At 60.9% G+C, this 21,699-nt stretch carries 23 protein-coding genes and 1 tRNA gene; 6 read left to right on the top strand and 18 right to left on the bottom strand.

Annotated features, from left to right (window positions below):
- Positions 1 to 18: 18 nt before the first annotated feature.
- Complete coding sequence (gabT, locus tag KW849_RS11590; RefSeq protein ID WP_108219752.1) at positions 19 to 1,296, bottom strand: 4-aminobutyrate--2-oxoglutarate transaminase; 1,278 nt, start codon at positions 1,294 to 1,296, stop codon at positions 19 to 21.
- Between the two features lie 184 nt (positions 1,297 to 1,480).
- On the bottom strand, positions 1,481 to 2,923 hold the full coding sequence (gabD, locus tag KW849_RS11585) for an NADP-dependent succinate-semialdehyde dehydrogenase (protein WP_218429539.1): 1,443 nt from the start codon (positions 2,921 to 2,923) through the stop codon (positions 1,481 to 1,483).
- A 349-nt stretch (positions 2,924 to 3,272) separates the two neighbouring features.
- On the opposite strand from gabD, the gene KW849_RS11580 reads away from it, so the two are divergent.
- Positions 3,273 to 3,349: transfer RNA gene (locus KW849_RS11580), tRNA-Arg, on the top strand.
- A gap of 71 nt (positions 3,350 to 3,420) precedes the next feature.
- Here the strand turns inward: KW849_RS11580 and KW849_RS11575 are convergent.
- The 4 genes from KW849_RS11575 to KW849_RS11560 all read right to left on the bottom strand — a co-directional run bounded on the left by KW849_RS11575 (position 3,421) and on the right by KW849_RS11560 (position 5,029).
- Positions 3,421 to 3,729: a type II toxin-antitoxin system RelE/ParE family toxin gene (locus KW849_RS11575; RefSeq protein ID WP_218429538.1), complete on the bottom strand. Its 309-nt coding sequence runs from the start codon at positions 3,727 to 3,729 to the stop codon at positions 3,421 to 3,423.
- Positions 3,726 to 4,025 carry a type II toxin-antitoxin system Phd/YefM family antitoxin gene (locus KW849_RS11570; protein ID WP_218429537.1) on the bottom strand — a complete coding sequence of 100 codons (300 nt, stop codon included), beginning with the start codon at positions 4,023 to 4,025 and terminating at the stop codon, positions 3,726 to 3,728. The genes KW849_RS11575 and KW849_RS11570 overlap by 4 nt, the downstream gene beginning before the upstream one ends.
- Positions 4,026 to 4,143: 118 nt before the next feature.
- Positions 4,144 to 4,413, bottom strand: a complete 270-nt coding sequence (locus KW849_RS11565) for a hypothetical protein (protein WP_256357195.1) — start codon at positions 4,411 to 4,413, stop codon at positions 4,144 to 4,146.
- 55 nt (positions 4,414 to 4,468) lie between these two features.
- Positions 4,469 to 5,029: a YbhB/YbcL family Raf kinase inhibitor-like protein gene (locus KW849_RS11560; protein WP_218429536.1), complete on the bottom strand. Its 561-nt coding sequence runs from the start codon at positions 5,027 to 5,029 to the stop codon at positions 4,469 to 4,471.
- A gap of 139 nt (positions 5,030 to 5,168) precedes the next feature.
- On the opposite strand from KW849_RS11560, the gene KW849_RS11555 reads away from it, so the two are divergent.
- Positions 5,169 to 6,698 carry an FAD-dependent oxidoreductase gene (locus KW849_RS11555; protein ID WP_218429535.1) on the top strand — a complete coding sequence of 510 codons (1,530 nt, stop codon included), beginning with the start codon at positions 5,169 to 5,171 and terminating at the stop codon, positions 6,696 to 6,698.
- A gap of 67 nt (positions 6,699 to 6,765) precedes the next feature.
- Here the strand turns inward: KW849_RS11555 and KW849_RS11550 are convergent, their stop codons facing one another.
- The 7 genes from KW849_RS11550 to KW849_RS11520 all read right to left on the bottom strand — a co-directional run bounded on the left by KW849_RS11550 (position 6,766) and on the right by KW849_RS11520 (position 14,312).
- On the bottom strand, positions 6,766 to 8,271 hold the full coding sequence (locus KW849_RS11550) for a YdgA family protein (protein WP_218429534.1): 1,506 nt from the start codon (positions 8,269 to 8,271) through the stop codon (positions 6,766 to 6,768).
- A 280-nt stretch (positions 8,272 to 8,551) separates the two neighbouring features.
- Entirely contained in the window at positions 8,552 to 9,187 is a 636-nt protein-coding gene (locus KW849_RS11545) for an NADH:ubiquinone oxidoreductase subunit N (protein ID WP_116264423.1), read from the bottom strand.
- Between the two features lie 92 nt (positions 9,188 to 9,279).
- Positions 9,280 to 10,728, bottom strand: a complete 1,449-nt coding sequence (locus KW849_RS11540; RefSeq protein WP_218429533.1) for an efflux transporter outer membrane subunit — start codon at positions 10,726 to 10,728, stop codon at positions 9,280 to 9,282.
- On the bottom strand, positions 10,725 to 11,612 hold the full coding sequence (locus tag KW849_RS11535) for an HlyD family secretion protein (RefSeq protein ID WP_218429532.1): 888 nt from the start codon (positions 11,610 to 11,612) through the stop codon (positions 10,725 to 10,727). The genes KW849_RS11540 and KW849_RS11535 overlap by 4 nt, the downstream gene beginning before the upstream one ends.
- On the bottom strand, positions 11,609 to 11,818 hold the full coding sequence (locus KW849_RS11530) for a DUF1656 domain-containing protein (RefSeq protein ID WP_007975639.1): 210 nt from the start codon (positions 11,816 to 11,818) through the stop codon (positions 11,609 to 11,611). Before KW849_RS11530 ends, KW849_RS11535 begins: the two co-directional genes overlap by 4 nt.
- On the bottom strand, positions 11,815 to 13,887 hold the full coding sequence (locus KW849_RS11525) for an FUSC family protein (RefSeq protein WP_218429531.1): 2,073 nt from the start codon (positions 13,885 to 13,887) through the stop codon (positions 11,815 to 11,817). The genes KW849_RS11530 and KW849_RS11525 overlap by 4 nt, the downstream gene beginning before the upstream one ends.
- Entirely contained in the window at positions 13,884 to 14,312 is a 429-nt protein-coding gene (locus KW849_RS11520; RefSeq protein WP_218429530.1) for a MarR family winged helix-turn-helix transcriptional regulator, read from the bottom strand. Before KW849_RS11520 ends, KW849_RS11525 begins: the two co-directional genes overlap by 4 nt.
- A gap of 199 nt (positions 14,313 to 14,511) precedes the next feature.
- On the opposite strand from KW849_RS11520, the gene KW849_RS11515 reads away from it, so the two are divergent.
- Together KW849_RS11515 and KW849_RS11510 are read left to right on the top strand one after the other, a co-directional pair.
- Positions 14,512 to 14,790, top strand: a complete 279-nt coding sequence (locus KW849_RS11515; RefSeq protein ID WP_218429529.1) for an antitoxin of toxin-antitoxin stability system — start codon at positions 14,512 to 14,514, stop codon at positions 14,788 to 14,790.
- Positions 14,787 to 15,068 (top strand): type II toxin-antitoxin system RelE/ParE family toxin, encoded by a 282-nt coding sequence (locus KW849_RS11510; RefSeq protein ID WP_218429528.1) that lies wholly within the window; start codon positions 14,787 to 14,789, stop codon positions 15,066 to 15,068. The genes KW849_RS11515 and KW849_RS11510 overlap by 4 nt, the downstream gene beginning before the upstream one ends.
- Here KW849_RS11510 and KW849_RS11505 read toward each other — a convergent pair.
- Both KW849_RS11505 and KW849_RS11500 read right to left on the bottom strand, forming a co-directional pair.
- A complete protein-coding gene (locus tag KW849_RS11505) occupies positions 15,063 to 15,317 on the bottom strand; it encodes a DUF2789 domain-containing protein (protein WP_218429527.1) in 255 nt (84 codons plus the stop codon). The genes KW849_RS11510 and KW849_RS11505 overlap by 6 nt on opposite strands.
- 131 nt (positions 15,318 to 15,448) lie before the next feature.
- The gene (locus KW849_RS11500) at positions 15,449 to 15,910 is read right to left on the bottom strand and encodes an aminoacyl-tRNA deacylase (protein WP_108219767.1); all 462 of its coding nucleotides are present in this window, start codon (positions 15,908 to 15,910) and stop codon (positions 15,449 to 15,451) included.
- 198 nt (positions 15,911 to 16,108) lie between these two features.
- Here KW849_RS11500 and KW849_RS11495 point away from each other — a divergent pair, with 198 nt between their 5' ends.
- Together KW849_RS11495 and KW849_RS11490 are read left to right on the top strand one after the other, a co-directional pair.
- Positions 16,109 to 16,642 carry an NfeD family protein gene (locus tag KW849_RS11495; protein WP_218429526.1) on the top strand — a complete coding sequence of 178 codons (534 nt, stop codon included), beginning with the start codon at positions 16,109 to 16,111 and terminating at the stop codon, positions 16,640 to 16,642.
- 2 nt (positions 16,643 to 16,644) lie between these two features.
- On the top strand, positions 16,645 to 17,403 hold the full coding sequence (locus KW849_RS11490; protein ID WP_108219769.1) for a slipin family protein: 759 nt from the start codon (positions 16,645 to 16,647) through the stop codon (positions 17,401 to 17,403).
- Between the two features lie 18 nt (positions 17,404 to 17,421).
- On the opposite strand, the gene KW849_RS11485 is transcribed toward KW849_RS11490, so the two are convergent.
- The 3 genes from KW849_RS11485 to KW849_RS11475 all read right to left on the bottom strand — a co-directional run bounded on the left by KW849_RS11485 (position 17,422) and on the right by KW849_RS11475 (position 21,698).
- Complete coding sequence (locus tag KW849_RS11485; protein ID WP_218429525.1) at positions 17,422 to 19,005, bottom strand: glycosyltransferase family 39 protein; 1,584 nt, start codon at positions 19,003 to 19,005, stop codon at positions 17,422 to 17,424.
- Between the two features lie 117 nt (positions 19,006 to 19,122).
- Positions 19,123 to 20,631, bottom strand: a complete 1,509-nt coding sequence (locus KW849_RS11480; protein ID WP_218429524.1) for an efflux transporter outer membrane subunit — start codon at positions 20,629 to 20,631, stop codon at positions 19,123 to 19,125.
- On the bottom strand, positions 20,628 to 21,698 hold the full coding sequence (locus tag KW849_RS11475) for an HlyD family secretion protein (RefSeq protein WP_218429523.1): 1,071 nt from the start codon (positions 21,696 to 21,698) through the stop codon (positions 20,628 to 20,630). Before KW849_RS11475 ends, KW849_RS11480 begins: the two co-directional genes overlap by 4 nt.
- Position 21,699: the final 1 nt, after the last annotated feature.

Here is a 21,699-nt window from a genome sequence, read left to right as displayed (position 1 = left end):
ATCAGGTCACACCGGTGATCAGAGCTCGGAGAAGCACTCTTCGATGATCGCCAGACCTTTGTCCAGTTGCTCGTCCGGCGAGGTCAGCGGTACCAGGACACGCAGAACGTTGCCGTAGGTGCCGCAGGACAGCAGGATCAGACCCTTGTCCCGAGCCTTGGCCACAACGGACGCCACGGCTGCAGCGTTCGGCTTGTGGCTGTCGCCGTTTTCGAACAGCTCGACAGCGATCATCGCGCCCAGGGCACGGACTTCACCAATCACCGGGTACTTGGCCTGGATGGCCTTCAGGCCGGTTACCAGACGCTCGCCAACAGCCTTGCAGCGGTCCAGCAGGTGCTCTTCCTCGAACACTTCCATCACGGCCAGGGCCGCGGCGCAAGCGATCGGGCTACCGGCGTAGGTGCCGCCCAGGCCGCCAGGAGCGATGGCGTCCATGTATTCGGCCTTGCCGCACACACCGGCCAGCGGGAAGCCGCCAGCGATGGATTTGGCGAAGGTGGTCAGGTCGGCAGCAACGCCCATCTGCTCCATGGCGAAGAAGGTGCCGGTACGACCAGCACCAGTCTGTACTTCGTCAGCGATCAGCAGGATGCCGTGCTGGTCGCACAGGGCACGCAGACGCTTCATGAACTCTTTAGGCGCGACGTAGAAACCGCCTTCGCCCTGAACCGGCTCGATGATGATTGCAGCGATGTCTTTCGGCTCGGCGTCATTCTTGAAGATGCGTTCGATGGAAGCGATCGAATCGTCGATGCTCACACCGTGCAGTTCATTCGGGTACAGCGCGCGGAAGATGCCGCCTGGCATCAGGCCCATGCCGGCCGAGTAAGGCACGACTTTACCGGTCAGGCCCAGGGTCATCATGGTGCGACCGTGGTAAGCGCCGGTGAACGCGATCACGCCGGCACGGCCAGTGGCGGCACGGGCGATCTTGATGGAGTTTTCCACGGCTTCGGAGCCGGTGGTCACCAGCAGGGTTTTCTTGTCGAAATCACCCGGCACCTTGGCGTTGATTTTTTCGCACACTTCCACGTACGGCTCGTAGGCCAGTACCTGGAAGCAGGTGTGGGTCAGCTTGTTCAGCTGCTCGGTCACGGCGGCGATGACTTTCGGGTGCAGGTGGCCGGTGTTCAGTACGGCGATGCCGCCGGCGAAGTCGATGAATTCACGACCTTCAACGTCGGTTACGGTCGCGTTCTTCGCGGAATCGGCGAAAATCGGGTGAATCTGGCCAACACCACGTGGAACAGCAGCGGTACGGCGGGCCATCAAAGAAGCGTTAGTCTTGCTCATACATTCCTCATTCACCGCTCATCGGGCGGCGTGGTTCAAGGATAAAGCGACGGGGAGCAACGGCGGCAGCATGCGATGATCGACTGCCACAGCGTTCCCGGCCACCGAGAAAATTCCGGTTTGAAGCGGCGCAAAGGGACAGCGCTCTCGTGCCCTTTGCGCTTGAAGCAATGCTCTTGCTGGCTTAGATGCCCAGGCAGAGGTATTTGATTTCCAGGTAATCTTCGATGCCGTACTTGGAGCCTTCACGGCCCAGGCCCGAGGCCTTGATGCCGCCGAACGGCGCGACTTCGTTGGAGATCAACCCGGTGTTGACGCCGACCATGCCGTATTCCAGGGCTTCAGCCACACGGAACACGCGACCCAGGTCGCGAGCATAGAAGTACGAGGCCAGACCGAACTCGGTGTCGTTGGACATCGCGATCACATCGGCTTCGTCTTTGAAGCGGAACAGCGGAGCCAGTGGGCCGAAGGTTTCTTCCTTGGCCACGGCAGCGTTATTCGGCACGTTGGTCAGGATGGTCGGCTCGAAGAAGTTACCTTCCATCGACTTGCCGCCGGACAGCACGGTGGCGCCTTTGGAAACGGCGTCGGCAATGTGCTCTTGCACCTTGGCCACGGCTTTTTCGTCGATCAGCGGGCCCGTAGTGGTGCCTGCTTCCAGACCGTTACCGATCTTGAGCTTGGCCACGGCAACCTTGAGCTTCTCGGCGAACGCGTCGTAGACCGAATCCTGAATGTACAGGCGGTTGGCGCAGACGCAGGTCTGACCGTTGTTGCGGTATTTGGAAATGATCGCGCCTTCGACGGCCTTATCCAGGTCTGCGTCGTCGAACACGATGAACGGAGCGTTACCGCCCAGTTCCAGGGAGACTTTCTTGATGTCCTTGGCGCATTCCGACATCAGTTGACGACCGATTTCGGTCGAACCGGTGAAGGACAGCTTGCGCACGATCGGGTTGCTGGTCAGCTCGCTGCCGATGTCGCCGGCGCTGCCGGAAACCACGCTGAACACGCCAGCCGGGATGCCGGCACGCTGGGCCAGTTCGGCCAGGGCGAAGGCGGAGAACGGAGTCTGCGAAGCAGGCTTGAGCACCATGGTGCAACCGGCGGCCAGGGCCGGGCCGGCTTTACGGGTGATCATTGCAGCCGGGAAGTTCCACGGGGTGATGGCAGCGGTCACGCCGATTGGCTGCTTGATCACGATCAGGCGCTTGTCTGGCTGGTGGCCCGGAATCACGTCACCGTAGATACGCTTGGCTTCTTCGGCGAACCACTCGATGAAGGAAGCGGCATAAACGATTTCGCCCTTGGCTTCGGCCAATGGCTTGCCTTGCTCCAGGGTCATCAGGCGAGCCAGGTCGTCCTGGTTCTCGATGATCAGCTCGAACCAGCGACGCAGCTTGGTCGCACGCTCTTTGGCGGTCAGTGCACGCCAGGCCGGCAGCGCCTTGTCGGCAGCTTCGATCGCACGGCGGGTTTCGGCAGCGCCCATTTTCGGCACGGTACCCAGAATTTCGCCCGTTGCCGGGTTGTTGACCTTGATCGTCTGACCATTGTCCGCATCAACCCACGCGCCATCGATGAAGGCTTGCTGGCGGAACAACTGGGTGTCTTTAAGCTGCATGTCGGCTTTCCTTAACAGCACCGCAACGAATGCGGAGCAAATTATGATTATTGAAAGGCGCCTCGATAGGCTGCCGTCAGGGAAATCATTCACCGGGCTGAAGCACATAAATAGCGCAGTGATTCAAATCGCGCGGTTCAGCACCCAGAGATGAGCGTTTGAAATCTCAAACGAATCCTAGGATCAAAGGGGGTAAAGGACAATAGCCTGTTCGAAAAAAAGAACGAAAACGACGCTTTTGCCTATTTTTTCTGATCAACGTAGCAAGCGCGCGTTACAGCTTTAAAAAAACGCAGGCGATTCAGCAGCATGGACGCCCGCAGCGCATATGAGTATCATGGCGCCCGCTGCACCAGTAGCTCAGCTGGATAGAGTACTGCCCTCCGAAGGCAGGGGTCGTGGGTTCGAATCCCGCCTGGTGCACCATACGTTGTAACGAGAAAGCCTCAGGTCTTATGGGTCTGGGGCTTTTTTGTGGGTGTTTGAAGGCTTGGCGCCTAAGGATCCATGCTGTTTTTTTCAAACAGCCGGCCAATGTCTCTCGCGCTATGCAGCACGCGTTCGACCTTGATCCCGTCATCCACCCAACAGTAGAAAACCAGATATCGGCCATGGGGGAGCATTCGCAATCCCTTCACGCAATCGTCTCTTGAAACACCCAGATTCGGTTGTTCGATCAACCGTGTGCACTGCCTGCGTAGCTCACCCACAAACGTCCGGGCTCGTTCCGGGTTGTCTCGGGCGATAAAACGAGCAACTTGCAGCAGATCGTCCCGTGCCAATGCAGAGAAAAGCAATTGCCTCATGGACGCTTTTGCTCGGTGGCTACCTCATCAATCAGCGCATCAAGCTCGGCAAACACGGCATCGGCAGCAATGGCCGGACGCGGATCGTTGCGGCTGGCTGCAATGGCTTCACGAAGTTCGGCAGCGTGTAGCCGATCCAGCAGCTGTTGATAGGCCGCGTGCGGTAAAAGATAGGCGGCTGGGCGATTGTGGTTGAGCACGGCAACAGGCTCGGAACCCGCTTGCTCGATGACAGTGCTCGGGCTGCGCTTGAGCTCGGTTATGCTGACTGAACGGCTTGCAAGTAGCTGTTCCATGACGGCCCCAAAGGTACGAAAAAAAGTACCTTATAGTGTTCCATTCCTTGCATGAGGGTCAACGAATCTCCGACCGGTGCTGTCCTGGCCCACAAAAAAACCGCCGAAGCGGTTTTTTTCATTCTGTCGTCCAGTCGAACTCGTCGTACTCATCATCATTCTCGTCGTCCTCGAAAAACTCCTCTTCAAGCTCGTCGTCTTCAACAATGTCTTCTTCCGGCTGGTTCAGCAGAAAATCCTTGCGACTCTCGGTAATCGCTCGCCGCAGTTCCTCACCCTTTTGCGGGCAGTTGAGCATTTGGGCGATGCGGTCGATTTTTTTTGCCACGGCATCCTCCAACGCATCGGCTATAGCCTGATAGTGCGCGCTTTCGGGGGTGGATGCCAAATCCCCGGAATGCTGCGCACTTCAGTGTTCTGCAAATCCGCTGAGCGATCAGCCTTTAGCGGTGATAGCGCCGCACCACGCTGCTGTTTTTCAGGACGTGGCCTTTGATTTTTTCCAGCAGCTGCGCACGGGTCAGGCCGGCGGGCAAGGCGTCCGGGGCCAGGTCCAGGGCGTAGATCTGGATGATGTAGTGGTGTGCGCTGTCGCCAACGGGTGGGCAGGGGCCGATGTAGCCAGTGGTGTTTTTGCTGTTGGTACCGCCGACGCCCTCGAGGCCGGGTTTGGTTCCGGCACCGGCCGGGATCTGATGGGTAGCGGCCTTGATGCCGTAATGCACCCAATGATCGACGCCCTGGCCTTTCTGGCCGTCCGGGTCGTGCATGACGATGGCGTAGCTTTGGGTGGCGGCCGGGCCGGAGTTCCAGTTCAACGCCGGGGAAATGTTGTGTCCACCGCAGCCGGCGGCATCACTGGCGGCGACCGAGGTGAACAGACGGTCATCGGAGACACCGGGAATGTTCAGGGTGAAACGTTCCTGGGCCTGCGCCGGGAACTGCACGCAAAGGGCGACTGCCAAGGCCGCGAGCCAAGTGTTGATTGAGGTCAATCGGGTCATACCGGAGCACCTTGTGCGTGTTGGGCCGTCGTCGGCGTGCAAACTATAGCCGGACCGTTCACGCCGTGGCAGGGGCAATTGGCTGAACCTCGCGATAAGTACCAGACTCATAAGTGAAACGTCTGTCTGGAGAGTAATCATGACTCTGCATCGCGTTGCGCGTGTGGCCAATGTGCCCGAAGACCGGGGTCTGGAAGTGCAGGTCCAGGACAGCAAGATCCTGCTGTTGCGGGCCGGTGAGCAACTGCGCGCTTATCAGGCCGAATGCCCGCATGCCGGAGCCCCGCTGGCTGACGGTGCGGTATGCAACGGGCGCCTGACTTGTCCGTGGCACAAGGCGCAGTTTCGGATCGATGATGGCGGGCTGTGTGAACCGCCAGCCCTGGACAGCCTCAAGCGCTATCCCCTTGAAGTCCGTGACGGCGACATCTGGGTCGGCGACCAGCCGTTGTCGGACGCCCATACGCCACCGGCTGACGATCCACGGACCTTCATTATTATCGGCGCTGGCGCGGCAGGTACGGCGGCGGCAGCGGCGTTGCGCGAGAAAGGTTTCGGCGGCCGGTTGCTGTTGATCGACCGCGAAGCCGACGCCGGATACGACCGCACCGCGCTGAGCAAATACGTGATCGCCGGGGAGATGCCGCTGCACGAAGTCCCACCGCTGCGCGACGAGGATTTTTACCGCGAGCAGCGGATCGAGCGTCTGCGAGGCGAAGTGGCAAGCCTGGATGCGCCAAACAGGACGTTGCGGCTGACTGACGGCCAATCACTGACATACGACGCCGCGCTGCTGGCCACCGGCGGTGTACCCAATCCGCTGCCGCTACCCGGCGCCGACCTGCCGCAAGTGTTCGTCTTACGCTCCAAAGCCCATGCGCAGCAGATTCTGGACAGCGCCAGCGCCGGCCAGCGGGTCGTGATCATCGGCAACAGTTTCATTGCCATGGAGTCCGCCTCGTCCCTGCGCCAGCTTGGCCTGCACGTGACCGTACTGGCCCGCCACGAAGTGCCGTTTGCCAAACAGTTCGGAGACACGGTCGGCAAGGCCATTCGCGCGCGGCATGAAGCCAATGGCGTCGTATTTCATACCCGGGGCAATGCGGCACAGATCGAAGGGACGGACAAGGTCGAAGCCGTGCGCCTGGACAACGGCCAACGTTTGCCGGCCGATCTGGTGCTGGTCGGCATTGGCGTCACGCCAGCCACTGCGGCCTTCACCGGGCTGCCGAAAGAGCAGGATCACTCGCTGCGTGTCGACGGCACAATGCGCGTGGCCGACGGCCTCTGGGCGGCTGGCGATATCGCCACGTTCCCGCTGAACAACCAATACCTGCGCATCGAGCACTGGCGACTGGCCCAGCAGCAAGCACGGATCGCCGCGGCGAATATGCTGGGGGGTGACGAGCATTATCTCGACGTGCCGTTTTTCTGGACCTGGCATTTCGGCAAAACCTACGACTACCTCGGGCACGCCGAGGCCTGGGACGAGGTCGAGTTCAAGGGCGATCCTTACGATCCACCCTTCATTGGCCTGTTCGGAAATAACGGCGTGGTGTCGGCGGCGGTGGCCTGCGAGATGGACCGGGCCATGGCGACGCTCGCCGAGCGGATGAAACAAACGTTGCCATGGGAAGAGGCATGGCGACTGATCCGTGACGTTCCGTAGCGGACAGCAAAACGCCCGGCGCCTGCGCGAAGCAGAGGCCGGGCGTTGCCGGGTTACACGGTCGCCGTTATTCGGTGGTACCAGCACCCTCGAACTTGCTCATGACAAAACCGGCAAACTCTTCGACGGTCATTTTCTGGCCGTTGAAGTCCACCTGATTGTTGGCGTAATGCAAGTTGGTGACGATGTTGTTGCCGTCCAGTTTTGCCAGTTGGCTGCCGACCGCCATGCTGCTAAACATGTCTGCGGTGGCGGTGGCCTGATCGGCAATCAGCTTGGCGTCGGTCTGGCCGTCGATTTGCGATTGCACGGTAAGCACATCGACCAGCATGGGCTTGGACACCTGCAGTTTGAAGTCCAGCAGCGCGATCAGCTGCCTGACCAACTGATCGGTCGGCAGATCGATGGCTTGCGGCTTGGTCAGGTCGAGCACCATATTGGCGCGGCTCTCACCGTTGACGGTGTTGAACGACAGGTTTTCCAGGGCTACCTGCGGACCGGCCGCCAACAGTTTTTCCAGGCTGGACTTGAGCAGTGCTTCTTCGGCTTCGGTCAGTTTCAGCTCCGGTGCCGGCAGACCGGCCGCCGTCGCTTCGGCTGCCGCCCGCTCATACGGCTGCAGTTTGCTCTGGTAAACCTGCATCAACGACAGGCTCGCCGGAATGTCGAGGTTCTTCAGGCTCATGGTCAGCGCACCGGAACCGATGGTCTTGCCATTCAGGGACACTTCGCTGACCTTGTAATCGGCACGCCCGGAGGCACTGCTGCCCTTTTCTTCGGTCAGGTTCTTCATCTCGAATTTCTTGAAGTCCAGCACCGACTGCTTGACGCCAAAAGTCGATTTGGCGCTGGCCAGTTCAAGAACGTTTTCGCCGGTGTAGAAACCGTAGGTACTTTTTGTCAGGTTGCTGGCCAGGGTCAGGCCGTTCAATTCAACCTGCACCGGTGCCTGGTCTTCGGACACGGTGGTCAATTTCAGGCTGTCCATGTAGCCGTTGGCCTTGACCTTCTGCGCCTGAGCGCTGGCATCGACGTCCATGCTCAAGCCGGAGAACTTCATGCTCGACTTGTCATCCAGTGCCATTTCCAGCGGCTGCAACTCGAAGGTGCCATTGGTCGCGTTGTCATAGCCGATGTTGACCACGCCGGTCAGCGGGGATTTGTCCTTGGCGGCGGCAAACCACTTCTCGGTGGACGGGGTCTTTTCCAGTTCGTAGTGATTGGTCGCCAGGACTGGCAACCACTTCAGCGACATCAGCCGCGAGAACGGCAACGGGCCGTGTTCGATGTGATCGACAAACAGCAACTCGACCGGCGCTTCGCCGAACATTTCGCCTTCGCCCTTGAGACGGTAGTGCGCGGTGCTGCTGAATACATGACGCTCCAGCGACACCAGTTCCAGAGACGCTGTGCCGTTGGAACCGACCATGGCTGCCTGCAATTCCTTGTTGGCATTGGCAATCGAGGTGTTCAACACACCTTCGATTTTGGTGCCGGTGAACCAGGCTCCGCCTGCGCTGACGGCACCGATTGCGACAACGATTCCCAGTAGCACGCCTGCTGATTTATTCATGTATGACCCGTTCAATGTCCGTTGTTGAAAGCGAGGTCGTCTTCCCTGAACCCATGACAGGTTGCGGCTCGACTGCGCTGAAAGTGGAAAGCAGATTAGCACCGGGCGCGACGAACGGCCCAATGATTAAAGGTGAAAGAGTGTCTTGGGGGTGTTCGCACGGTTCAAGATTTTCGGCGGCCATACGATTGCGTTCGCTGGCAAGCCAGCTCCTACAGGGATCACCTCGTACCGTAGGAGCTGGCTTGCCAGCGAAGGCGTCAGCCTTGCCACCACAAAATCAGGAATACTGGACCTCGATCTCATCCAGCTGATGGTCAAAGCTTTTGAGCCGTGCAGTCCAGGTGTACACCAGCACTTCGAAGTCGCGGTTGATCACCGCCCCGCCCGTCACTTCCGCACGCGGGTCGCAGACGTCCAGTTGATAACGTTCGCGGGCCATGGCCGTGGCGACATCGGCCAGTTCCCGGGCATTGCTGAGCCAGTGCCGACCGTCGTCAGCCACCTGCCGGTCCAGCGCCAGGCATTGTTTTTTCAGGCTCTCGAGGCTTTTTTCCAGCGGCGTGCCGGTCAATTCGCCCATGACTTCCTGAAACGTGCGCCCCGGCTGCCAGTAACTGCCCCAGAAATAACGGTCGAACACCGTTTCGACACGACGCAACGCCACCTTGGTGTCCCAGATCAGGACCAGGGTCTTGCCTTGTTCGAGTTGTCTTTTCTTGATGCGTTGATTCTGGACCGAGGCCCAGGCCACCACCGCAATGGACATCACCGCAATCAGCGCGACGGCACTGTCGAGGAACGCCAGGGCCTTGTCGATCTGGTGGGCCAGCATGATGCCGTAGAAATAAGTGGCCGACAGCAGCACTAATGCCACGATGGCGCACCAGAAGCCGAGAGCATAAGGGTTTTTCATTCTTGGTTTCCCCCTGACCTGCGCGTGCCTTGTGCGAAGAAAGGGCGCTTTGCACGGACGCCCATCCAACACTTCAAAGCATAGCAACGGCCTCAGGGTTTGCCGGAGTTCGACGCTTGCGTTCGTCCGCTTTCCCAACCGCCGCCCAGCGCGAGGAACAAATCGATCTGGCTCGCGGCAACCTGGGTATTCGCGGCCGCCAGTTGCGCCGTGACGTCGATGTAGGTGCGGGTGGCTTGCAGGTCGGCCAGGAAAGACTCTCGGCCAGCCTGGAAAAAGCGATGGGTCTGGTCGGCCGCCAGTTTTGCCGATTGCTCGGCATCGGCCAGAGCGTCGCGGCGTTGCAGCAATGCGGTGTACTGGGCGAGGCCGGTCTGGGTTTCACGAATGGCGTTGAGTACCACCCCATCGAAATGCGCCAGCGTCGCCTGGGTCACTGCTTCGGCTTCGCGAATGCGCGCCCGGGCGCCGTTGGTCGGCACCTTCCAGCTCAGCGACGGACCGAAGCCCCAGCGGTTGGTGGACGGGTCGCCGAGATCGTCCAGGATACCGACGGTACCGATGGTCGCGCCGATGCTGATGTTCGGGTACAGCTCGCCCGTGGCGACACCGATACCGGCAGTGGCGGCCGCCAGTCGACGTTCGGCCTGCCGCACATCGGGACGACGCTTGAGCAATGCGGCGCCATCGCCCACCGGAATCAATTGCGCGATTTTTGGCAGTTCGTCGCAGGTGGCGGTGCCGGCCGGCAGTTGGTCCACCGGCTTGGCCAGCAACATCGACAAGCGGTACAACCCGGCCTGACGTGCGGCTTCATAGCGCGGCATGTCGGCGCGCAGGGATTTGAATTGGGTTTGCGAACGGGTGACCTGGGTTTCGTCGCCACGTCCGGCATCGCGCAGGCGCTGGATCAACGTCGTGCTCTGGGCTTGCAGGTCGAGGGAATGCTGGGCAATTTCCCGCTCTTCATTGGCCGCGCACACTTGGGTGTAAGCCCGAACCACGTCGGCCACCACGGTGATGCGTGCCGTATCGGCGGCGGCCTGCGTCGCATCAGCATTGGCCTTGGCCGCTTCGATGCCGCGTTGCAAGGTGCCGAACAGGTCGAACTGGTACGACGCGCTGATGCCGATATCGCCAATGTTGGCCACCGGCACTTTTTCCGGGATCAGGAACGCCTGGCCGGACTCCTGCAAGCGCTGGGCGCCCATCTGCACGCCGCCGCTCCAGCCGCCCGCCGCTTGCGCCTCATCGACCTGAGCGCGAGAGCGGGACAGACTGGCCGCCGCCACGCGCAAATCGGTGTTGGAGGCCATGGCCTGCTGCACCAACTGATCGAGTCGCGGGTCCTTGTACAGGCGCCACCAATCGGCCGGCACCGGCGCGGACATCACCGTTTCGCCGTCGACCGCCAGATCGCCCTGGAAGTCTGGACGATGGACAGCCGCCTCCTCGGGCAAATGATAATCCGGCCCGACCATCTGACACGCCGACAGCAGCAAGCCTAATCCGGCGACGGCCAAACCCGAGGCCCTGCTCATTGCGCCGGCTCCCGTTTCTGATCGTCGATGATCGATACCGTGGCGGTACGCCCGGCAATCATGCGGAAATCACCCGGCACGTCATCGAAGGCGATGCGCACTGGAATCCGCTGGGCCAGCCGCACCCAGCTGAAGGCCGGGTTGACGTTGGGCAGCAGGTTGTTGCCACTGGTGCGGTCGCGGTCTTCGATACCGGCGACGATGCTCTCCACATGCCCGCGCAGGCGCGCATTGTCGCCGATCACCCGGATGTCGACGCTCTGGCCGATGTGGATGCCATTCAGTTTGGTTTCTTCGAAGTAGCCATCGATATGGAACGAGTTGCTGTCGACCACCGACAACACCGGATGCCCGGCGCTGACGAACTCCTGCGCCCGTGGCGCGCGATCGTTGACGTAGCCGTCCACGGGGCTGCGGATCACCGAGCGGTCGAGATTGAGCTGCGCGCTGTCCACCGCCACCTGGGCTTCCATCAAGGCCACTTGGGCGCGGGCCACTTTTGACTGGCTTTCTTCCAGTTGCTCACCCGGCACCAGATTGCCGAGCCCCTTGTTTCGCTTGGCCTCGCGCTGGGCCTGGGCCAGGGTTTCTTCGCGGTCGGCGACCGCTGCTTTCGCCTGGCGCAGGGCCAGCCTGAAGCGGTCCGGATCGATGCTGAACAGCACCTGGCCGTGCTTGACCAACTGGTTGTCGCGCACCTCCACTTGCTGGATCAGACCGGAAACGTCCGGGGCGATTTGCACGATGTCGGCACGGATGTGCCCGTCGCGGGTCCAGGGCGCGAACATGTAATACATCACCATGCGCCAGACCACGACAACGGCGAAGCTCACGATCAGCAGGGTCAACACCACGCGACCCAGGGTTAGAAACGGTTTTTTCATGTCATCAGGTATCGACTGAGTGAGTCCACGGCGCCAAGCAGCAGGGCGTAGAGGGCCACATTGAACAATGCCCGGTGCCAGACCAGACGGTAAAAGTGCAGGCGCGTCAGCACCCCGTGCACCAACAGGTACAACACATACGTAATGCCCATCAGCACCAGCAGCGTGGGCAGGAACACCCCGCTGACATCCAGGTCACCGATCATAAAGGCGCTCCATCAATGCCATGGGGAAGCGGTTCTTCGGGCTCGGCGGCGCCGACGAATTCGACGCCTGGCAACAAGGCCAGGCGCAGGCCGCTCAGGGCGTGCAGCAAATGCCGACGGGTTTCGTCATCGCCCGCACCGCTGAGGGCACGACGGGTGCGGTCGAGGGTCATCAGCAACGGGCTCGGTGCCGGCAAGCGTTCACCGGCCTTGAGACAGGCCTTGAAGTACTCGCCAACCTCGGCCACCACCTGGCGCAGCAGCACCTGCGGCACACCGAGGACCCGCGGCGTATAAGCGAGCAGGTCCAACAGATTCAGCGCCACTCGCACTTCCCGCAGCGCCACGCCGGAGTCCTGGCCGGTCATGGCCAGGCGCGGCAGATGCTGCATCAGCCGATCGAGCATCCGAATGCCCAGAAGCCGATGCTCGGACAACGTGGCCGGCTCGGAGAGGCCGACAATGTCACGCCAGCTGAAACGGGTCAGGCGCTTGGCTGCCAGTTCGGCACCGAACGGCCGGGCGATCAGGGTCCAGATGAACGCGAACAGCAGCCCCATGGGGCCGGCCAGGTTGGAGTTGGCGAAACTGAGGAAGTCCGCGTCGTAAGCACCCTGAATACTGATGAAGGACGAGGTGTTAACCAGGGTCAGCAGCATGCCCAGGTAAAACTGCGGTTTGACCGTCAGGGTGCCGACGCAAATGAACGGTACGGCAAACGCCAGCACCAGCATCGGAAAGTCATGCAGGTTGGGCAGCACCAGAAACAGATAAAGGCTGGCGAACACTACCGACATTGCCGTCCAGAAGAAGAACCGGTAAATCTGCGGCGCCGGGTCGTCCATCGAGGCGAAGAAGCTGCACGCCACCGCCGCCAGGATCACGGCGCTACCGCCATCGGTCCAGCCAAGCAGAATCCACAGCACCGAGGCCACGATAATCGCGGTAACGGTGGACGCCGCGGAATAAAACATCAGGCCGCGATCCAGAAACGGCGTCAGCCGTCCCAGGCGCCAATGCCGATACACCGCGCGCCAGCTGTCCTGGCTTTCGCACTGGATGGCGTATTGCAGGCTGCGGCAGTCCTGCCACAAATCGATCCATTCGCCGAGACGGTAAACGGCGTTGGAGAACAGCAACTGCTTGCGATCATCCAGCGCTTCGGGAGCGGGTTGCAGGGCTTCAAGTTGATCCTTCAGGGCTTGCCAGCGGTCGAGATCGGCATCCTTGTGCTCGAGCCAATCGGTGGTGGCGACCAGCAACGGCGCGAACTTGTCCACAAGCTCGGGGGTGCGCCGTTCCAGGGCGTAAAGCGCATCGTCGAGGGCATCGATCACTGGCAGCAGGTGAATCATCCGTCCGCGCAGTTCCTTGGTGTTGCGCACCGTTTGCGGACGCGAGCCTTCGTGGGGCAACTGACCGATCATCAACTCCAGGGAGTTGAAGGTGGCGACCATCGATGCGCGCAATGCGCTGACTTCTTCAGGTTGCACGTTACGGCTGAGAAAGCGCAGGCTGTAGGTCGATGCATCGGTAAACCATTTGCTCACTGCATCGTTGAACACCGGCGCCAGGCGCCGGGGCCAGAACATGGCACCGACCACCGCCGCCACGGCGATGCCGAGAAAGATTTCTTCGGTCCGCGCTTCGGCCACGTCCCACACCCCCAGCGGGTTGTTCACCACCGGCAGGGCGATCAACGGCAAGGTATAACCGGCGAGCATCAACGCGTAGTTGTTGGCCGTGCGCAAATGCAGGGACAGAAACAGCAGCGTCCCGGTCCACAGTACAATCACCACCACCAGCACGTAAGGGCTCTGCACGAACATCGGCACGAACAGAACCGCTGCCGCAGCGCCGATAAAGGTGCCGACCGCCCGGTACAACGCCTTGGAACTGGTAGGGCCGAGAAACGGACTGGAAACGATGTACACCGTGGCCATCGCCCAGTACGGACGCGGCATTTGCATGAGCAAGGCGATGTACAGCGCGATCATCGATGCGGCGAAGGTGCGGACTCCGTAGAACCAGTCCCGCGCCGGGGGCATACCAGAGAAAAATCCGTTCAAGGGTTGGCCACCGATGGCGGCGTGGCCGCTTCAAAGGCTCTCAATACCCGCAGCGTAGCCTCCAGATCACTCTGGTCAATGCCTTCAAGGACTTCGTGACGCAAGCGCACCAGCTCCGCTTCGACCGCCTGCACCAGCTCCCGACCGGTTTCGGTCAGGCTCAGGCATTTGGCACGGCGATCCTGTGCATCTTCGGTGCGGCAGACGTAACCCCCCTGGCACAACTGATCGAGCAGGCGTACCAGCGACGGGCTCTCCATCCCTGCTGCCTGGGCCACCTTCACCTGGCGCACCCCCTCGCCCAGACGCCCGATCATCAACAGCGCAACGGCGCAGGCCTCGGAGATTCCATAGTTGGCCAGCGTGGTCTGGCAGATTTTGCGCCAATGCCTGGCGGCCACCACCATGGTGCTGCTGATGCTCATCTGGAGAACGTCGAGGTTGTTCGGCACGAGGGAAAATACACACTGTTAGTTTGCTAACTATCAATATGGCATTGGAGAGGATTTTCCGTCAAGTTTTGAAACATATTGGCTTCCATCCGTCGCGAAGCCATAGGGGATGAATCAGCCTCCGTACTGAAGATGTATATACTTTGTCAGTATTACAACCGAGAAGGCAGCCATGTCGAAACAAGCCGTTTTTACAATGAAACTTGAGTCTGAATTGCGTGAACAGTTCATGGCAGAGGCAGAAGCCGCTCATCGCCCCGCCTCGCAGATCGTCCGGGAAATGATGCGTCAGTTTGTTCAAACCCAACGGGAGTCTCGCGAGTACGAAGCATTCCTGCAGCGCAAGGTCGATACCGCACGCGCTTCGATGCGCGCCGGCGACGGGCTGACAAATGATGAAATCGAGGCAGAGTTCGCTGCCAGGCGCAGGCGGGCCGAGCCACAAGAATGAAAATAATATGGACGAAAGAAGCAGCACAGGACCGTGCAGACATTTGGGATTACCTGCATGGCGTTAACCCGAAAGCAGCCATCGACATGGACAACCGGTTCAGCGATACGCTATCCCGGCTTGCCCGATACCCGGAAAGCGGCCCTGCCGGGATCATTTCAGGCACTCGCGAGCTGATTCCACATCAGAGTTACCGCATTGTTTATGAACAGGGACTGGACGCCATCTGGATACTCGCCCTGGTCCATACATCCCGACAGTGGCCGCCCGGTCTATGACGATTCACCCCCCCGCCCCTTCCTCAGCAGCACATCCAGCTGATCAATCACTTCGGCCCAATCCGCGTCGTCGAGAATCTCGTCTCGCAGAAGCTCCGCCTGACTCGGGCTCCAGAAAAATGCATCCGCAAGGTGCAGTTCCGGTTTGAGCGGTGAATGGGTGGCGATGAATTTATCGATGCTTTCGGCGTCGTCTGGCAGGCCGAGTTGTTTGAACAGGGATTGAAGGTTGTGGGTTGGGCTTTCCATGACGAACTCCAGTGAACCGATTTGGGGACCGCTGCGCAGTCAAGCGCGAGCAAGCCCGCTCCCACAGGAGCTGCGATAAACCTGTGGGAGCGAGCCTGCTCGCGAAGACGTCAGCATTGACGAAACAAAACTCAATGACTCAACTCCCGCACCTCGGCATGCGGCACCATTTTCAGAAACTCGGGCATGTCCATGCGCACCAGGTTGACGTGGTTGCCGGCCTCCAGATAGATGTCTTTCTGCCGGGTCAGCAGCGGATCGATGACCACCTCCAACCCATAGGACTCACCCAGCGCCGGTACGGCGCCGCGTTCGCAATCGTCGAACAGGTGCGCCAGGTTGCTTTCGCGAGACACCTGCCACTCACCGCTACTGCGGACTTTGCTCAGGTCAAGGTGACGGCTGGCGGGCAGCACGGCCATCAGGTAATGCCCATGGTGATCGTCGAGGATCACCGATTTTGCCACCCGTTCGGCAGGAATACCTGCGACCCGTGCCGTTTCGAGGCTGCTGGCCGAGTGTGGGTGACTGACGATGTCGTAGTTGCATTGAGCCTTTTCCAGGCTTCGCTGCACGGTTCTTGCCATACGCATGATGCACCTCGGTGTCCGCAACAATCGCTGACGGACGCTGGTTAACAATTCTTTCGGTACTGAAAGTCTAGGCCCGATGACGTGTTCCGGCGGGAAATCCGCCCATCGGATGTCGACGACAATTGAGCAAAATTCATACCGACAAAGGCTCAACTAAACTGTCTACAGAGCCACCCCAAGACTCTCTCGGAGGGTCAAGTGAACATGCGCTGTTGTGCCATTGCGCTGCTGTTGGCGTTGAGCGGATCGACCTGGGCCGCCGACACGGTTGTATTGCTGGTGCCCAACCCCCTCGGGATCTGGCTGATCACTTTCGGCCTCGCGTTTCTGATCGCTGAGGCGGCACTGCCCAATTACGGTGTGATCGGCCTGGGCGGCATCGTGATGTTCGTGATCGGTGCGGTAATCCTGTCCAATACCGAAGTGCCCGCGCCGTTGATGATCGGCCTGGCAGTGGTCAGCGCGCTGTTGCTGATCTACCTGGTGTTTCACGCCCTGAAGACCCGACCGCGCCACACCGTCAGCGGTGATGCCGGGCTGGTCGGCAGCGAAACGCCGGTCACGTCAGTGCAGCTCGGCAATGCCTATGGCGGCTGGGTGCATCTGCAAGGAGAACGATGGCAAGTGCTCAGCGCGACGCCGCTGCAACCCGGACAACGGGTACGGGTGGTGGGGCGCAAGGGTTTGCTGCTGCAAGTGGCCGCGGCTGACGCGGCGCCGGGTGGAGAATAGTCATGGGTTTGCAATTGGGTCTTGTCGCGCTCCTGCTGTTGCTCATCGCACTGGCGGGATCGACGTTTCGCATCCTGCGCGAGTACGAGCGCGGCGTGGTGTTCCAGCTCGGGCGCTTCTGGCAGGTCAAGGGCCCTGGTCTGATCCTGCTGATTCCGGTGGTCCAGCAAATGGTCAGGGTCGATTTGCGCACCGTGGTGCTGGACGTTCCGCCGCAAGACGTGATCACCCGCGACAACGTGTCGGTCAAGGTCAACGCGGTGCTGTATTTCCGCGTGCTCGATCCGCAAAAGGCAATCATCCAGGTTGAAGACTTTCTGATGGCCACCAGCCAATTGGCGCAAACCACGCTGCGGGCGGTGCTGGGTAAACACGAACTGGACGAACTGCTGGCCGAACGCGAACGGTTGAACCTGGACATCCAGCAAGTACTCGACGCCCAGACCGACGCCTGGGGCATCAAGGTTGCCAACGTCGAGATCAAACACGTGGACCTCAACGAATCGATGATCCGCGCCATCGCCAAGCAGGCCGAAGCCGAACGGGAGCGGCGAGCCAAGGTGATCCACGCCGAAGGCGAATTGCAGGCCTCGGAAAAACTCATGCAGGCCGCCGAAATGCTTGGCCGCCAACCGGGTGCCATGCAGCTGCGCTACATGCAGACCCTGAGTTCGATTGCCGGCGACAAGAGCTCGACCATCGTCTTTCCACTGCCGATCGAGTTGCTCAAGGGCATGGCGGACTTGTCATCGAAACCCTGAAGGTTGCGATGACGCCACTCATTGCCCGGTATTGCCGGACAGGTACAACCTCGCGGCAACACCACCGGCCTTCATTTGGCGAGCGATCTGCCATTGCGCCGGCAACGGTGCGAACTCGTCAGGTACGTCGGCGGTGCCAATCAGCCAGATTCGCCCGGTGCCCTTGGGCAGGTCGCTCAAGTGGTCCAGATACACGTCTGGCGTCGTCAAGGTACCGAAACCATAGTCGTTCGGCCGGCTCAAAGTGCCATCGGCCCGTGGCGGGGTATACAGCAGGGGCTGGGTATCGGTGCGGTTGTAGTAGACGTAACTCAAGTACCAGAGCATGTCACTGGTGACGATCCGGTCCCCCGACTGAAAATGCAGGTTAACGTCTTCCACCAGGACATTGACCTGATCATGGACGTCCACCGTCGCGTTGTTTTTCAGGCCCACCAGTTCAACACCGACAAACAGCACCAGCACCGTCAAGGCCAGCACCCGGGAACCGGAGTACAAGCGGTCGATTGCCAATGCCGCCAACAGCGGCAGGCCAAGGGCATACGCGGTGAGGTAGCGCTCGATGAATATTGGCGAAAAATACGACACCGCAAACACCAGCAGCATCGGGACAAAGGTGTAGACCGCGAGCAACGCACTGCCGCGGGACACGCTTCGATCACGTGCCAGCGCCACCCACACCAACACAGGCAGGGCCAGCGGCAAGGCGATAAATACCAGCGAGGGCAGGGTTTCGCCGTCGTCCTGGATCAGTATCGACCAGACCATCGACGGTAACGAATCAAGGCTGACGGGCAACTCCCAGCCGACATCGCCATTGGCCTTGAGTTGATCCACGTGCCGTAGCAGGTCGACAAACCCCGGCAGCCATGGCAGATATAGCGCCACGATAGCCACATTGGCCAGCCACCAGTCACCCCGCTGGATGTGCCGCAGGCGATGCCCCGGTTGCACACGGATGATCCCCAGGTACAGCCAATGGCACAGCACGCAAAGGGCCGTGAAGTAATGGGTGTAAAACGCCGCGCTCATCAGCACGACGTAGATCACCAGGTAGCGCCGGCGCTGGGGCTTGCGGATCCAGTACACCAGCGCAATGGTTGCCCCCAGCAACCACAGCCCCAGCAGCGAATACATTCTCACTTCCTGGCTATATCGCACCGCCGTGGGAAGCAGGGCCAACAGGAAACCGGCCAGTATCGCGGCACGGCAGGTGGCGAGCCGGTCGACCAGCCACACACCGAGTCCGACCGAGGCAATCCCCGGCAGGGCGCTGAGACAGCGGATTGAAAAGATGCCGTCGCCAAACATCGCGATCCAGCCGTGCAGCAACATGAAGTACAGCGGCGGGTGGACGTCGTAGGCAGCATGCAACCAGATATCAGGTATCGAATAACGGGCCAGCAGCAGGCTGGAACCCTCGTCGCCCCAAATCGCGGCGGCAGTGAGATCGTAAAAGCGCACCAGCGCGGCCAACACCAGAATCGGCACCAGCCAATGCTCCCGCGTCCAGCGGATCAATGGTTGCGCACACCTGGCGAAACCAGGATTGGCGTGCGGTCCCTGAGTGTCGCCCATTGGCGTTTCTCTGCGCGCCTCCATTGCCTCCCCTTGCGATGTTGAGTGAAGAGCCAGATTGTTTGCGCATCACTTTAGCCCTTCAAGCCGAGCAACGTCGATGCTGACCCGGTAATGGAGCGATAGCCGGCGGTGGCACTGTCAGCGCAGCGCCGTCTCCGTCACGGGATACACTGACTCCCAACCGCCACCCAACGCCTTGTACAACCCGACGGCCGCCAGCGACACGCCGGTCGAACTCTCGACCCACTGCTCCTGCGTCGCCAGCAACGCCCCTTGCACGGTGAGTACGCTGACGAAATCCACCACGCCCTCGACGTACTGCTGTTGCGCGGTGTCCAGAGCAATGCGGTTCTGCCGCACGGCTTCGGCCAGGCTGTCGCGACGCAACTGGCTGGCGTTGTAGGCGGTCAGTTGGTCATCGATTTCATGCCAGGCGCGCAGCACGGTTTGCTGATAGGCGATAGCGGCTTCCTGTTGTTGTGCTTCACGTAATTCGAGCACGCCGCGCAAGCGGCCGCCGTCGAACAACGGCAAGCTCAATTGCGGACCGATCCCGAACGAGCGCGAACCCCAGGAGCCGAAATCGCTCAGTTGCATGGCCTGGGAACCGATGTTCCCCGACAGGGTGATGCGCGGATAGAAATCGCCCTTGGCCACGCCAATGCTGGCTGTGGCGGCATGCAGCCGTGCTTCGGCCTGGCGAATGTCCGGCCTGCGCTCAGCCAGTTGCGAGGGCAAGCCAATGGCGACCTGTCGCGGCGTTTGTGGCACCGGCGCATCTGTGGATAACTCCGCCGCCAATGCCTGGGGCGGTTCGCCCATCAACAGACTCAAGGCGTTGATCAGTTGCCACTGGCGCTGCTCCAGTGTGGGCAGGCGCGACTCGATGGCCGCTACCTGTGCGGCGGCTTCGGCGACATCCAGATCCGTCGCGACGCCGTCGGCCAGGCGCAGTTGCGAGAGCTTCAGGCTATGACGGGCAACGTCGAGATTCTGTTCGGTGACGAGCCGGGTGTTCTGCACGCCGCGCAGTTGAATGTAGTCCTGGGCGGTTTCGGCCAGCACCGACAGTAGCACACCGCGCCGGTCGTTCTCGGCGACTTCCAGGTTGGCATTGGCGGCTTCGGTTTCCCGCCGCACGCGCCCCCAGAAATCCAGCTCCCAGGAGGCGGAAAAGCCGGCATCCCACAGGCTGAAGGCGGATTGGCCGTTGTGTCCTGACGGGTCGTTCAGGCCTTCAGCACTGTTACGGTTGCGTCCGTAACGGCCGCTAGCGGCCGTGTTGGGGTAGCGCTCGGCGGTGATGACCTGACGCACCGCACGACTTTGCTGCAAGCGGCTGCTGGCCAGCTTCAGATCGAGGTTGTCGGTCAGGGCGCGCTGGCTCAGGGCCGAGAGTATCGGGTCGTGGAACACCTCCCACCAGCGCTCGGTCATTGTTCCGGCGACGGCCTGGCTGGCGGCTACCTTTGATGGTTTCGACCATTCGGTTATTTCGGTGGCTTCGGGTTTTTTGAAATCGGGCCCTACGGTACAGGCGCTGACTACCAGTAAGTTCAACACCAAAACCGCTGACTGAACGAGTCTCTTGTGGCGAGGGGGCTTGTCGGATCGCCACAGGTACATATCCCGATCGAGAAAACTCATCGCTGAGTCACCTCACGCACAGGCGCCGCATTGCTGCCGGTATCAATACTCGCCTCCACCGACATCCCCACCCGCAAGCGCTCGGCCAGCGACTGCCCCGGCTCCAGCACGATCTTCACCGGAATCCGCTGCACCACCTTGGTGAAGTTGCCGGTGGCGTTGTCCGGTTTGACCGCGGCGAACGTCACCCCGGTGGCCGGTGCAATGCTTTCGACACGACCGTTCAATGCCGCACCGCCCAGGCTGTCGACGCGCACTTGCACAGCCTGCCCCGGCTGCACATCCGTCAGTTGGGTTTCCTGGAAATTGGCCATCACATAAGCCTGCGCCAGCGGCACCACCGCGAGGATTTTGCTGCCCGGGGTGACATAGGCGCCGACCCGCACCGCGCGTTCGCCGACCATGCCGTCCTGTGGCGCGACAATCCGCGTGTAAGACAACTCGTAGCTGGCCATTTCCAGCTTCGCTTGCGTCCGCTTCAGCCCCCCTTCGGCTGCATCGCGCTGGGCCGTGAGGATTTCCACCTGCTTGCGTTCCGCCGCCAGCACTGCCGTGGCGTTGGCCAGCCGTGCGGACGCCTGGTCGATGCGCGTTTGCGCCTGTTGCGCATTTTGCACCGTGCCGGCGCCCACCCCGGCGAGGTGGTTGTAGCGATTCAATTCATGCTCGGCAAAGGCCATTTCCGCCTTGGCCGAAACCACCGAGGATTGCGCCTGGGCAATCACCGACGCCTGGCGCTCGAGGGTCGCCCGGGCGTTTTGCAGTTGCGCCCTGGCCACCAGCGTTTCGGCGTCGGCGGCCTGGGCGGCGGCGCGCAAATCCCGGTCATCGATCAGCGCCAGCAACTGCCCGGCCTTGACCTGCTGGTTGTCCTCGACCAGCACTTGCTTGATAAACCCGGCGACCCGCGGCACGACCAGAGTGAAATCCGCCGAGACATAAGCATCGTTGGTGCTCTGCTGGGTACGCTTGCCGAACAGGCCGGGCATCGTCAGGTACAGCAACACGCCGACGGCCAACGCGGCGACCACGGCCACCGCGACTTTCTGCTTTGCTTGAGTGTTCATA

The organism is Pseudomonas sp. PDM26 (genome assembly GCF_019219185.1).
In the GTDB taxonomy this organism is placed as follows: domain Bacteria; phylum Pseudomonadota; class Gammaproteobacteria; order Pseudomonadales; family Pseudomonadaceae; genus Aquipseudomonas.
The sequence above is the reverse complement of the archived record's forward strand: the minus strand, read 5'-3'. Positions and strand labels throughout refer to the sequence as shown.

Bases quoted from the DNA above. Each gene is read 5' to 3' on its own strand.
- gabT (WP_108219752.1), bottom strand. From the start codon at position 1,296: ATGAGCAAGACTAACGCTTCTTTGATGGCCCGCCGTACCGCTGCTGTT.
- gabD (WP_218429539.1), bottom strand. From the start codon at position 2,923: ATGCAGCTTAAAGACACCCAGTTGTTCCGCCAGCAAGCCTTCATCGAT.
- KW849_RS11575 (WP_218429538.1), bottom strand. From the start codon at position 3,729: ATGAGGCAATTGCTTTTCTCTGCATTGGCACGGGACGATCTGCTGCAA.
- KW849_RS11570 (WP_218429537.1), bottom strand. From the start codon at position 4,025: ATGGAACAGCTACTTGCAAGCCGTTCAGTCAGCATAACCGAGCTCAAG.
- KW849_RS11560 (WP_218429536.1), bottom strand. From the start codon at position 5,029: ATGACCCGATTGACCTCAATCAACACTTGGCTCGCGGCCTTGGCAGTC.
- KW849_RS11555 (WP_218429535.1), top strand. From the start codon at position 5,169: ATGACTCTGCATCGCGTTGCGCGTGTGGCCAATGTGCCCGAAGACCGG.
- KW849_RS11550 (WP_218429534.1), bottom strand. From the start codon at position 8,271: ATGAATAAATCAGCAGGCGTGCTACTGGGAATCGTTGTCGCAATCGGT.
- KW849_RS11545 (WP_116264423.1), bottom strand. From the start codon at position 9,187: ATGAAAAACCCTTATGCTCTCGGCTTCTGGTGCGCCATCGTGGCATTA.
- KW849_RS11540 (WP_218429533.1), bottom strand. From the start codon at position 10,728: ATGAGCAGGGCCTCGGGTTTGGCCGTCGCCGGATTAGGCTTGCTGCTG.
- KW849_RS11535 (WP_218429532.1), bottom strand. From the start codon at position 11,612: ATGAAAAAACCGTTTCTAACCCTGGGTCGCGTGGTGTTGACCCTGCTG.
- KW849_RS11530 (WP_007975639.1), bottom strand. From the start codon at position 11,818: ATGATCGGTGACCTGGATGTCAGCGGGGTGTTCCTGCCCACGCTGCTG.
- KW849_RS11520 (WP_218429530.1), bottom strand. From the start codon at position 14,312: ATGAGCATCAGCAGCACCATGGTGGTGGCCGCCAGGCATTGGCGCAAA.
- KW849_RS11515 (WP_218429529.1), top strand. From the start codon at position 14,512: ATGTCGAAACAAGCCGTTTTTACAATGAAACTTGAGTCTGAATTGCGT.
- KW849_RS11510 (WP_218429528.1), top strand. From the start codon at position 14,787: ATGAAAATAATATGGACGAAAGAAGCAGCACAGGACCGTGCAGACATT.
- KW849_RS11505 (WP_218429527.1), bottom strand. From the start codon at position 15,317: ATGGAAAGCCCAACCCACAACCTTCAATCCCTGTTCAAACAACTCGGC.
- KW849_RS11500 (WP_108219767.1), bottom strand. From the start codon at position 15,910: ATGCGTATGGCAAGAACCGTGCAGCGAAGCCTGGAAAAGGCTCAATGC.
- KW849_RS11490 (WP_108219769.1), top strand. From the start codon at position 16,645: ATGGGTTTGCAATTGGGTCTTGTCGCGCTCCTGCTGTTGCTCATCGCA.
- KW849_RS11485 (WP_218429525.1), bottom strand. From the start codon at position 19,005: ATGGAGGCGCGCAGAGAAACGCCAATGGGCGACACTCAGGGACCGCAC.
- KW849_RS11480 (WP_218429524.1), bottom strand. From the start codon at position 20,631: ATGAGTTTTCTCGATCGGGATATGTACCTGTGGCGATCCGACAAGCCC.
- KW849_RS11475 (WP_218429523.1), bottom strand. From the start codon at position 21,698: ATGAACACTCAAGCAAAGCAGAAAGTCGCGGTGGCCGTGGTCGCCGCG.